At 43.6% G+C, this 12,313-nt stretch carries 9 protein-coding genes; 3 read left to right on the forward strand and 6 right to left on the reverse strand.

Annotation, left to right across the window (positions count from 1 at the left end):
- Window positions 1-147 precede the first annotated feature (147 nt).
- On the reverse strand, window positions 148-1,407 hold the full coding sequence (locus tag FJQ87_RS08965; protein WP_276613168.1) for an HAAAP family serine/threonine permease: 1,260 nt from the start codon (window positions 1,405-1,407) through the stop codon (window positions 148-150).
- Window positions 1,408-2,201: 794 nt separating this feature from the next.
- Between FJQ87_RS08965 and FJQ87_RS08970 the strand changes: the two genes are divergently transcribed.
- On the forward strand, window positions 2,202-2,483 hold the full coding sequence (locus FJQ87_RS08970; RefSeq protein ID WP_140932341.1) for a hypothetical protein: 282 nt from the start codon (window positions 2,202-2,204) through the stop codon (window positions 2,481-2,483).
- 153 nt (window positions 2,484-2,636) lie between these two features.
- Here the strand turns inward: FJQ87_RS08970 and FJQ87_RS08975 are convergent, their stop codons facing one another.
- A complete protein-coding gene (locus tag FJQ87_RS08975; RefSeq protein ID WP_140932342.1) occupies window positions 2,637-3,794 on the reverse strand; it encodes a Bcr/CflA family efflux MFS transporter in 1,158 nt (385 codons plus the stop codon).
- Window positions 3,795-4,030: 236 nt separating this feature from the next.
- Here FJQ87_RS08975 and yegD point away from each other — a divergent pair, with 236 nt between their 5' ends.
- A complete protein-coding gene (gene yegD / locus FJQ87_RS08980) occupies window positions 4,031-5,398 on the forward strand; it encodes a molecular chaperone (RefSeq protein ID WP_140932343.1) in 1,368 nt (455 codons plus the stop codon).
- 228 nt (window positions 5,399-5,626) lie between these two features.
- On the opposite strand, the gene FJQ87_RS08985 is transcribed toward yegD, so the two are convergent.
- From FJQ87_RS08985 to FJQ87_RS09000, 4 genes are all read right to left on the reverse strand, one after another.
- The gene (locus FJQ87_RS08985; RefSeq protein WP_140932344.1) at window positions 5,627-6,925 is read right to left on the reverse strand and encodes an anaerobic C4-dicarboxylate transporter; all 1,299 of its coding nucleotides are present in this window, start codon (window positions 6,923-6,925) and stop codon (window positions 5,627-5,629) included.
- 211 nt (window positions 6,926-7,136) lie between these two features.
- Complete coding sequence (locus FJQ87_RS08990) at window positions 7,137-8,321, reverse strand: cystathionine beta-lyase (RefSeq protein ID WP_140932345.1); 1,185 nt, start codon at window positions 8,319-8,321, stop codon at window positions 7,137-7,139.
- Between the two features lie 92 nt (window positions 8,322-8,413).
- The gene (locus tag FJQ87_RS08995; protein ID WP_140932346.1) at window positions 8,414-9,436 is read right to left on the reverse strand and encodes a GGDEF domain-containing protein; all 1,023 of its coding nucleotides are present in this window, start codon (window positions 9,434-9,436) and stop codon (window positions 8,414-8,416) included.
- 436 nt (window positions 9,437-9,872) lie between these two features.
- Window positions 9,873-10,856 (reverse strand): RimK family alpha-L-glutamate ligase, encoded by a 984-nt coding sequence (locus tag FJQ87_RS09000; protein ID WP_140932347.1) that lies wholly within the window; start codon window positions 10,854-10,856, stop codon window positions 9,873-9,875.
- A gap of 529 nt (window positions 10,857-11,385) precedes the next feature.
- On the opposite strand from FJQ87_RS09000, the gene FJQ87_RS09005 reads away from it, so the two are divergent.
- A complete protein-coding gene (locus FJQ87_RS09005) occupies window positions 11,386-12,237 on the forward strand; it encodes a LysR family transcriptional regulator (protein WP_140932348.1) in 852 nt (283 codons plus the stop codon).
- Window positions 12,238-12,313 lie beyond the last annotated feature (76 nt).

The raw sequence follows: 12,313 nt of genomic DNA on the forward strand, positions 1-12,313 counted from the left end.
CTATCGGATTGAGGGGGCACTAAGATATAAAAAAACAGGTGACCTGAGGTCACCTGTTCATTGTTGCTATAGTCGTTACTAGCCGTTAATTGCTATCGATTATTCATGGCATCTATAAGCTTTGCTATCACGTGATAGCGCTTGCGATTAACCCAGTAAAGAATACACGATAGCTGAGATAGCAATTAAGCCAATCAGGGTAACAAAGACGTTGCTTATCTTACCGCTGTATTTACGCATCGCTGGCACTTTATGGATAGCGTACATAGGCATTAAGAATAAGATGGTCGCAATAACTGGGCCGCCTAAGGTTTCAATAATCCCAAGAATTGATGGGTTTAACGTAGCGACTAACCAAGTCGTCACCAGCATGAAGCCCGCGGTCAGAGTGTTTAATTTCTCTGGCGCTATGCTCTTGCCGCGTTGACGCAATGACTTAACTACCATGCCGTTAAAGCCTTCACGGGCACCTAAATAGTGACCTAAGAAAGATTTAGTAATAGCCACAAATGCAATCACAGGCGCTAAATAAGCGATCACTGGGGTATTAAAGTGGTTAGCTAAATAAGACAGAATTGAAAGATTCTGCGCTTTTGCTTCGGCTAAATCAGCAGGAGATAAACTCAATACACAGCTAAATACAAAGAACATCACGGTAATAACCATCATGATATGTGCATACGCTAAGATTTTTGAGGTTTTCTGATCAACGATTTCATCACCATATTCCTGGCGCTTAGCCACCGCAAACGCTGAAATAATAGGTGAATGGTTGAATGAGAATACCATCACAGGAATGGCTAACCATAAGGTCATCCAAATACCTGGGCCAGAATTATTAGCTACATGAATAGTATCAAGGAATGCGCTCTGCCAATGAGGGATCAAATACAGTGCTAATAACATTAATACGGCAACAAATGGATAAACCAAGATGCTCATCACCTTGACTATCAAATGCTCACCAAATTTAACGATCGCCATTAAGCCAACAATCAGCACTAATGACAATAATGCACGCGGTGGGGCAGTCATTTGCAACTGGTTAGTGATGAAGCTTTCAACCGTATTGGTAATCGCCACACTGTATACCAGCAAAATAGGATAAATGGCGAAGAAGTATAATAAGGTAATGATTTTACCCGCGCCAACGCCAAAGTGTTCTTCAACAACTTCAGTAATGTCGCCGTTTGGGTTTTTACCAGAAAGAACGAAGCGAGTTAATCCTCTATGAGCAAAAAAGGTCATAGGAAAGGCTAACAGCATCATGATGATTAACGGAATAAGTCCGCCGACACCAGCATTAATAGGTAAAAATAATACGCCTGCGCCTACTGCCGTGCCGTATAAACCTAACATCCACATAGTGTCAGACTTTTGCCATTGACTGGCTTGAGCAGGACTCATGACTTTAGCAGTCGTGTTTTGCGTTGAATCCATTAGTGTTCTCCGAAAGTCGATAACCGACTTCTTAAATATCGTTTATTAGTTCAAGACTATTGATTATTAGAATTACATATTCTGCGATTGCTATCCTTTGTAAAGTAAATGGCTGGTTATTAGCATTCACCTAACAATTTCTATTTTCCTTAATGAAATCAGCAGCAGTAATTTTCTATTTAGTATTACACCATCGTTATTGGTAAAAACTATAAAAATTAGGGCATATGTCTAATTATTTGATTGTTATTGGTGGTTAATGCTGTTGATGGTAGTTTGAGTGGATGTTGCGATTAAAATTAGTTGTAAATCAGGGTTTTACTGTGTTTTGAGCCGGCGTGAATAAAAAAGCCCCAAATTAATGATCAACTTGATTATTGTTGATAGATAACTGTTTACATTTAAAATGCGTAACCATCTGTTTTAAATGATAGTAATAATCACATGGTTACTTATTTGTTATTTTCTATGGCGGCATCCATGTAATTCAGTCGTTGCTTATATGGCTGCTTATGGTTGCCAAAATTCAGCGATTGGTTGCCAGTAGTTAATATCCGGCGACTGTTGAAAAGCATGTTAATATTGGTGGTGAAATGTAATTTATTTGCTGCAGCGCTTATTTGATATCATTTTATTAACAGGGTGAAGCTTATTTGCACAGCGTGTATCTGTGACATGCATACTTAAGCATTATTTGGGCTTTGGACTCTGACTAAGCCTAGGTATAATGCAAACAGAATAGTGACAAAGAGTATCCATCCATGGATTTTACAGCCAAGAATCGAAGCCACGCGGCAAGTTTTGCTGAGCAACAACGCTTAATTAAGGAGGTGTTTTCAGGTAAGACAGTATTGTGTCAGCATTGCCAGCAACCGTTGAAATTATTAGCGCCTGCTAAAACCACTCATAAAGCCAATAGTAAAATGAAGGCTAAGGGCACAAATATCAGTAATCACACGGACAAGAATCCAACTAGCGATGCGCCTATTTATGGGATTCGTTGTCAGAAGACCTGTACCGATATTGAACTCGACTTTATCTAAGTCTGGTTATCTAAGTCTGGTTATTTAAGTCTGGTTGTTTAAGTCTGGTTGTTTAGGCGCCGTTCTTTAAGCTAGCTTATGTAAGCACTGATATGTAGGCACTGATATTAAAGTACTGATATTAAAGCTGCGCTATTTGCGCATAGCTATTTGCTAAGTTTGATTAAGCCTTAAGTTAATAACTATGGCGACTAATATAACGCTCAACATCACAGGAAATAACCACAGTGAATGTGGAGCGATAGCGAGTAGTGGGCCGGCTAATGCGCCCACGCCAAATTTCAAGGTTCCCATCACGGCCGTTGCCGTACCACTATCTTCCTGAAAGCGTATCAACAGCAAAGCATCGCTATTTACCGACATTAAGCCAATACATAACATGATTGCTGGCACTAAGCACAAAATAGCCAGGATAGATGTTTGCACGCTGGCGACGACTAATAGCAAAGCAATGATCAATGCGCTGCCTGCTGCCCACTTAAGTATGGTTAATGACCCCAGTTTACCGACAATGCGAGTATTGATGAGGTTAGCGAGCATTAAGGAGCCGACATTAAGCGCAAATAATAAGGCAAACTTCTCGGCGCTGATCCCAAGGATGGCCATGTAAATCAAGGGCGCTGCCGTTAAATAAGTGAAAAACGCAAAGGATGACAGCATAGAGTTGGCAATGAGCGGCAACACCTTAGGGGTTGAAAATACCCGTCGATAGCGGCCTAAATAACTAATAGGTTCTTTACTGCTAGCTGGCATGGCCGGCAAGTCCATTTTCCAGGTTAAGCCTAACAATATGGCGGTATAGGCAGATAGCAGAATAAAAATGGCGGGCCAGGTTGAAATATTGAGTAAACCTGCACCTATGGATGGCGCAATTAATGGCGCTACCATCATGATTAAGCTGACATACGACATGCCTTTAGCCATTTGCGCGCCGAACAGCTGACGTATATAACCTGGAACCACCACTGTCGCGGCCGCGCCGAAAAATGCTTGCACAAATCTAAGCACTAAAAAATGACTAATATCGTTACTGATACTCAGTAATAAGCTAGTGATTAAAAAGCCGCTCAGCCCAAGGCGCAATATGTGGATACGCCCCCATTTATCGGCTAATGGCCCAAGTAATAGCATGCCTGTCGCATATCCGGCTAAATATAAGCTCATACTGAGCTGCACTAGTCCAATGGAGGTGGATAGATTTTCTGCTATGGCAGGCATTGCCGGTAAGTACATGTCAATGGTTAACGGACTAATCGCGATAATCGCCGCGAGGAATAAAATTAACTGAGTATTTACCTTGGGAGAATTCACACACTTTCCATTTGACGTTGTTAAGCGATAACTGAGTGCTAAGAGTAACCTGCTATGGCGTGATTATCATTAAAAATTGACCTGAAAGAAATTAGCTAATTCTCAGGTAGTTAAATGTCAGTTTTATATTGCCACGAGCAGTTTATGACAGACTTTTTCGCTTGCGCTTGTGATGGTTAACAGGCTTGTGCTAGTCTCTTGCCTTTTTTATCTCACCCCAAGAAGCGGAGCAAGTCATGAAAGTCGGATTTGATTATGGCAGTGCCAATTGTGCTGTCGGGGTAATGGTAAACGATGAGGTTAACCTTATCGATTTGACGGCAGGCAGTGCCTATTTAACCTCAACCTTATATGCCTGGGATAAAGACTTAATTGCTTTAGCTGTGTATCAAGGGTTACCGGTTAGTGCGCAAGCTGAGTATGCCGCATCGCGCAGCGCCGAATTATCGCGGGCGCGCCGAGCCTTGATTGATTTAGATTTACGCGCCGATGAGACCTTAGTCTTTTTTGGCCAAGAGGCTATCAGTCATTATTTAGATTGCCCAGAAGATGGTTTTTATGTGCGATCGCCTAAATCCTTTTTAGGCGCGAGCGGTTTGCGTGTCGATCAAATCGCGTTGTTTGAAGACATAGTGACCTTAATGATGCGCAATATTTTGCAGTGCATCTATCAACAAACCGGTCAAAGCCCTAGTACTAACATAGATGCTGTGATTGGACGCCCGGTTAACTTTCAAGGGCGGGGCGGCGAAGACAGTAATTTGCAAGCCCAAGGCATTCTTGAGCGCGCCGCCATTCGCGCCGGTTTTAATAGTGTCGCCTTTTTGTTTGAACCTATTGCTGCCGGAATGGATTTTGAAGCGGACTTAAACAGCGATAAAACTGTGCTGGTGGTCGATATCGGCGGTGGTACCACAGATTGCTCTGTGGTGAACATGGGGCCACAGCGCCGCCATGAGCGCGAACGCGAGGCCGACTTTTTAGCCCACACTGGTCAGCGTATTGGTGGCAATGATGTCGATATCGCGTTAGCTATGCATTCATTTACGCCACTGCTGGGCCGTGATGGTCAATTATCCACCGGCAAGCCGCTGCCAAGACACTTGTTTTGGAATGCGGTCGCAGTTAACGATGTGAGCGCGCAGCGAGACTTTATGTCGCTCAGTTGCCGCAAGATGATTGAAGATTTAAAGAAGGATGCACTGGATGTCGCATCCCTTGATTTACTACTCAAGGTGCAAAAATATCAGTTGGGATATCAACTGGTGCGTAGCGCTGAGCAAACCAAAATTGGCTTATCGGAATCATCAGAGCAAAGTGTTGCCCTTGATTACTTAGCTAAAAATATGGCTACTCGCGTAACATCTCAAGACTTTAGTAACGCTACCGCTGACACCTTAGATAAAATTCAGCACTTAATGCTGGAAGCCATCACCAAAGCTGATACTCAGCCAGAAGTGATTTATGTGACTGGTGGTACTGCGCGCAGCCCAGTGATTTTTGAGCGTATTAGTGAGTGTTTCCCGGATTGTGAAATCGTGGTGGGCGATCACTTCGGCTCTGTGACTGCCGGCTTAACTCGTTATGCCCAGCAATGTTTTTAATCGCTTATTGATTAGCGGCTTAATACTCTAGCGAACTAGCGAACTAGCGAACTAGCGAACTAGCGACTTAAGAGCGTGGATCTGAATGAATCTAATGAGCTGCGGCGAGTAAGACGATATTAATCACTGAGCTAAAAGCAACATAAGCGTTAACAGCAAAAAAAACCACAAGCCAAGGCTTGTGGTTTTTTTTTCGCAATTATTTGCTATCAGCAAGTTAGGCCATCTTTACAGAACTAAATGCCCCAATATAAAACCAAATCCTACGGCTAGGCCGGTAGTTAGTAGGCCTGGGATCATAAAGGGATGATTAAATACTGCTTTACCTATACGGGTAGAACCTGTGTCATCCATTTCCACTGCAGCCAGCAAAGTTGGGTATGTAGGTAGCACAAATAAGGCTGATACCGCCGCAAATGAAGCAATCGCCGCCACTGGGCTTACGCCTAAGGCTAATGCCGCAGGCATTAATGCCTTAGTGGTGGCGGCTTGTGAGTACAAGAGCATAGCGGCAAAGAATAAGGCAATGGCCAGCATCCAAGGATATTGATTTAATAGTAAGCTTGCTGAGCTTTGAATATGTTCAATATTGGCTTCAACAAAGGTTGCACCTAACCAGGCCACACCCATGACACAAATACAGGCGCACATGCCTGATTTGAAGGTGGCGGCACTACTGATTTTATCCGCATCGATTTTGCAGCGCCAAGTAATGAGGAGCGCCGCCGATAGCATAATGGCTATGATGGCATGATCGCGACTAAGTACCGGTTCGGTAATTAAACCCACCACAGGTGATAACGCTGTGGCATAAAACATGATGAGGCCAATAGCGCCACAAAATATCAGTAATGAGCGTAGTGCAAAGGGTTGCTCGGGGGCATTTTGCTGTTGACGCTGCGCCACTTCACCACGGGCTAAGCGCTCTTGATAGACAGGATCGTCCTTTAACTCACAGCCTAAAAATTGTGTCACTAGCGAGGTGAGAAACACTGCGGTTAATGTCGAGCAAAAACAGATGAAGACTAAGGTAATATAATCAACGCCCTTAGGCTCAAGCAGACTAGAGAAGTACACCATAGCCGCAGACACTGGGGAGGCGGTAATGGCAATCTGCGAGGCAATTACGGCAATGGATAATGGACGAGATGGCCTTACGCCTTGCTCTTTAGCCACTTGCGCTATCACAGGTAAAGTAGAAAAAGCGGTATGGCCAGTGCCAGCCAATAACGTCATAAAGTAGGTGACTAACGGCGCTAAGATAGTGATATGTTTAGGATGGCGTCTAAGTAAGCGCTCAGCGCGATTGACTAAATAATCCATACCTCCAGCCACCTGCATGGCTGCAATGGCAGATATCACCGCCATAATAATTAAGATGACATCCCAAGGGATATGCCCAGGTTGTACGCCAAGACAAGCAAGTGCCAGTACGCCAATTCCGCCAGCAAAACCTATGGCTACGCCACCAATTCTTGCTCCAATAAAAATTGACAATAAAACGATGGCAAGTTCAAGCCAAATCATAGCGGCTCCAATGTTCAAAAATGAAGTGCTATTTTAGCGTAATTGAATATGAGGCGGGGTATTAGTTAGGCGTAAACCTAGTTAATGTGGCTATTTGCCAACTAGCTCACGCAAGACTGGTGGCTTTTGTGATCTAGGTTGGCTTAAGGGGCTAGGTATGCGAGCATTGCTAAGACTCAATTACATGCCAAAGTAATTGGTAATGGCCCAATCACTTGGCTGAACTTATGGCTTGATGAAAGCGGTCAAAACCGAGTGCTAAGTCGGCAATTAAATCATCGGCATCTTCGAGTCCGATATGCAGTCTTAGTAAAGGGAAGCTTGAGTCCCAGTGAGTGGCGGTTCGTATTTTATCTATGCCTTGGATCCACAGCAGCAAGCTTTCAAAGCCGCCCCATGAGAACCCAAGTTTGAAAAACTGCATATCATCCACTAGAGCTTTAATGGCAACACTTGGCGCAGGTTTAAGTACCACAGAAAACAAGCCATTACCGCCGCTAAAATCACGCTCATAGAAATCATGCCCTGGGCACTCACTAAAGCTTGGATGCCTTAGATGATCCACTTCTGGGCGCAAAGCCAACCAGTTAGCGACTTTTAACGCATTATTGGCTTGCTGCTGCAGGCGCACGCTTAACGTGCGCAGGCCGCGCAAGGCAAGATAACTGTCATCGGCTGACACACATTGGCCTAATAGATAACTATGTTGTTGCAGTTGCCGCCAATATTTAGGGTTAGCGGTGGCACTCCCCATCATCACATCGGAATGACCGGCGACATATTTAGTAATGGACTGAATCGAGATATCGATCCCCATAGTAAATGGGCGGCAATTGATAGGGGATGCCCAAGTATTGTCCAGTAAGGTAATGCAATTAAACTGATGGGCTATTTGGCAAAGTTTTGGAATATCTTGCACTTCCATTGTGATTGAGCCTGGGGATTCAAAAAACACTGCCTTAGTATTGGTTTGTATTAGGCTCGCTAATTCATCACCTATCATAGGATCATAATAACTGGTGCTGATCCCATAGCCAGAAAGAAGTTGATCACATAAATCGCGCGTCGGTTCGTACACGCTATCGACCATAAGTAAATGATCGCCCGCTTTAAGAAAAGATAACAGCACGCCAGCAATGGCCGCCGTACCCGAAGGGAAAAGAGCGCAGCCGGCACCCCCTTCGAGTTCAGCTATCGCTTGTTGTAATGCAAATTGGGTCGGGGTGCCACGCCTGCCATAAAACAGTGCACCATCAGCTTTTTTTAAGCTGGCTTGGTGCATATGTTCAAGACTATCGAACACTACCGTTGATGCGCGGTAAATCGGGGGATTGACTATGCCTTGGGTGAAGTGCTTATCGCGACCAGCACTCACAATTTTTGAATCTTTTTTCATTGGCATCAACAGTTAATGGTTTGTTAGCACTCTAGCATTAACTCAGGCGAGACTCATGGTTTTTTAATATCACTTAAGGGCGAAGGCCGACCTTAAGTGATAGGCATGACGCGATTACGGCCTAAATTTTTAGCTTGGTATAACTGACGGTCAGCCTCCTCAATTACAGTTTCTATGGCTTGAGCTGCTTGCCATTGGCTAACACCAAAAGATGCGGTGATTGAATCCACCTTAGCGCCTTTGCGTCTATCTTTAAGCACTAATTTTTCAACTGCGCGGCGCATACTTTCAGCTAAATGGCGGGTTAGCGCTAAGCTTGATTGCGGTACTAAAACCACAAATTCTTCACCACCGAAACGATAGATATTGGCGCCATCACGACATTGCTCTTGCAAGCGTTTTCCTACGGCTTTAAGTACCGCATCGCCCAGTTGGTGGCCAAAGTTATCATTAAATTTTTTAAAATGATCAATATCCACCATGATGACGCACAGGCCTTCCGGAGCTTGGGAAATAATGGCTTTAGTATCTGCATCAAAAGCGCGGCGATTTAAGCAACCAGTTAGCGCATCATGCAACATGTCTTTTTCACTTTGGGCAAGCTTAGCCCGTAGCTCACTAATCTCAGTTTGTGCTTTGCTCAGTTGTTGGGTGAAAAAACCGGTATTACGGCGAATGCTGTCAGACTCATTCACTAAGGATTTGACTAAGGCGAGCACTTGTTCAAGTGACATACCTTCTTGTTCAATCAGATTTAATTTATTGAATTGGTTGTCTATCTGCTTCTGAAATTTGACCGCATCATTATTGGTATCTTGTAAGGATGCCGATAACTCTAATGTCATAGCCTCTAAGCTTTGGCGCATGCTGCGCACGTCGAGCTCAACCGGGTCAGCAACATACTGGCGGTAGAGGAGCTCACCAGTCACAGTTGGGCAGGTACGAAAATCGGCAATGACTCTATCAAGTTCAGAATTAAGGGCTGGTTGCTGCTCAGCCACATAGGCATACCACAGGGCGTAATTGGTTGGCGTCGTTGGAATTTGATGTTTCATCATCAAAGGTAAGGCTTTTCGAAGATGATTGGCGGCGGTTTGCAATAACGGATCTGACATACGCTATCCCTGCGTTCAAAAGAGTTAAGCCTAAGTCTAGTTGGCAATGGATGAAATTCTAGGGCTAATCAGCGACTAAGCAGCTTGTTGTAAGCATTTATCTGCAGAGTGGCATTATTGGCACAAAATTAAAGAGTCAAGGCAAGTGGCTATTGAAATAGTGACTCGCTTAGCCCATGGGCTCAAATGCTTAACATTGGCATAAAAAGTCGCGGTGAAAATATGTGCGTTTAGGTGAGTGACTTTGGATAACTGATCTTGGAGAACTGGTTTTAGGGGACTTGCTTGAGGGAATTGACTTTAGAAAACTTGCTTTTGATAACTGGGTTTGGATATTTACTGCGGATGCCAAGGGAAGTGTGGGTCTCGCGAATCAAGGGCCTAGACAGGGAGTAATAACATGGCTCGAATGAGTCGAGCCATGTTATATCAGACATTACTCTGATGATTTTGAACGTTTATTTTTCAATTTCAACGGCGGCTCAATGTTCGTTGGGCTGCTAGGTTCGTTCTTGTTAAACATACCTAAGCGAATACGAATAAAGTGCATAATATGTGAAGCAATATCAATATCCAAGCAAGACTCTAAGCCTTCAAATCCTGGTGATGAGTTCGCTTCACAAATTTTGTAATGACCGTTGTCAAACAACAAATCAATACCTGCTACGTCCAAATCTAAAATATTGGCAGTTTGGGTTGCTAACCATTCGATTTCTGGAGTGACTGCAAAAGGACTCGCAGAACCTCCGGCACTGACGTTAGCTTTAAAGCTATCTTCTTGGCCACGGCGTTCATAACAACCAACAACACGACCACCGATAGTAAATACTCGCAGATCACGACCATGACTGTTAGCGATGAATTCTTGCAAAATAATATTGGCGTTCTTGTTAGTCGCTTCAATTAACTGCATTAAGTCATCGAATTCACGGGCTTTGTGCGATAAAAACACACCGCTGCCTTGTGAACCAGACAAAGTTTTAATCACTACAGGAAAACCTAAGTGACGGTCTACCAAGTCAATATCGACTGGGAATTTAACTAACATAGTTTTTGGTGTCGGCAAATTTTTCTCAGCCAATAACTGCTGAGAGAATAATTTATCTTTCACCGTTTCAATCGCAGTAGAAGAGTTAAGGCAATACACGCCTAAACGCTCTAAGTGACGAATGATTGCTAATGCAAAATATGTTGTACCTGATCCCATCCGGGGAATAATGAAATCGGGCAACTCAACTGGTTGTCCGTTCAACAAAATACTCTTGTTGTCTTCCCTGGTGACCGTCAGATCGAATTCTTCTGGAGCAAAAACTTCTAACTGAATGTTATCTGCTTTTGCCGCCTCGAGTAGACGGTTGATCTCATATAATTCAGGTTTCAGCAGCGTTGCAGTTTCTTTGTATAAAATCCACCCACGCATTATTCGCAAACCTTCATTTTCATTGTTAATCCTTACGCCCGCTATAAGTTAGGGAGCTACTAGGTCATACTGGAACTCAGAAGCTTTACTCCTCTGAGTGTTTTGCCATGTGCCCTCTAAAATTGAGGTTACATTTTGGCGTAAAAGGGTGTTCCCTGTGCAATTTTACCTTACTTCATCCAAATGCGCTCATATAAACTGGTCACTTACGTAATTAGTTATCGCATTACTTGTGGTGGCGATAATTTGAACGCACTTGTGAGTAAAATCACAGTTGTTATGGGAATGATTAGTTAATGATTACCTACAAAAGTGTTTAAGAGTGAATGTTGCAGAAGTTTAGTGACGTGAACTTTGCACTTGCTAAGATAGTGACAATGATATTTTTGGGCTAACGCGTTGTCTTATTGCTATTTTTCTACATATGCCGCGTAACTTTTTTACTGAGAAACGATTTTCAAGCTGAGTCTTGGCGAGTATTATTGTGACTTAAATCAAAATATTTTCGCACTTTTGGTAAAGAATTTTTATGGATACAGATTTGCTCAAGACCTTTTTGGAAGTTTCCAGAACGCGTCATTTTGGGAAAGCGGCGGATAATCTTTACCTCACTCGAAGTGCCGTGAGTTTTAGGGTCAAGCAGCTTGAAGGGATTTTAGGGGTGGCCTTGTTTGAACGCCAACGCAATAATATCCATCCCACTCATGCTGGCGAACGCATGCTAGTCCATGCTGAAGCTGTGTTGACCGCTTGGGAGCAAGCGAAGCAAGATGTGTCTTTGAGTCTGCAACAAAGTGTTCAGCTGGCCATAGGTACTGGACCCAACATTTGGGACATTTACCTTAAGAAAAGAATCCATCGCCTTTATCAAGGGCTTGATGGAGTGGCGCTAAGAACGGACGAAAAGCCCGATGCCACAGTTGCTAGGCGTTTGCTTGATAAGTCTTTGGATGTCAGCATTAGCTTAGATCCGCCCAAACTCGATGACTTAGTGCAAGTGGCGGTAGGACAGTTAGAGTTAGTGTTAGTGAGTTCAAGACAGGTAAGCTTGGAGCAAGTGAATGAGCTTGCATATGTTAAGGTAGATTGGGGCACGGCCTTTAACAGTTGGCATGCGCAGCATTATCACCATCTGCCCGTCCCTATGTTGCATACTAGCTCGGCCGATATGGCATTAAATTATTTGTTAACACAAGCGGGGCTGGCATTTTTACCGCTTGATTTTATTCAATCGTTACTGGCTGATGAGCAGCTATTTTTAGTGGCGAATGCGAGTTACTTAACCAGAAATATCTACGCTACCTATTGGCCGCAATCGGCAAATATTGCAGAAATTACTGCCAGCATTGAATTGCTGCAAGAGTGCAGCAAATTGCGATAATCAATAAAAAATCGAAAATCAGCTGCTTAAGCCACTATGGCTAACAGCTGAATTGCCAGTGCTGTTCGCTTTAATG

Source organism: Shewanella sp. SNU WT4, from assembly GCF_006494715.1.
Lineage (GTDB): Bacteria > Pseudomonadota > Gammaproteobacteria > Enterobacterales > Shewanellaceae > Shewanella.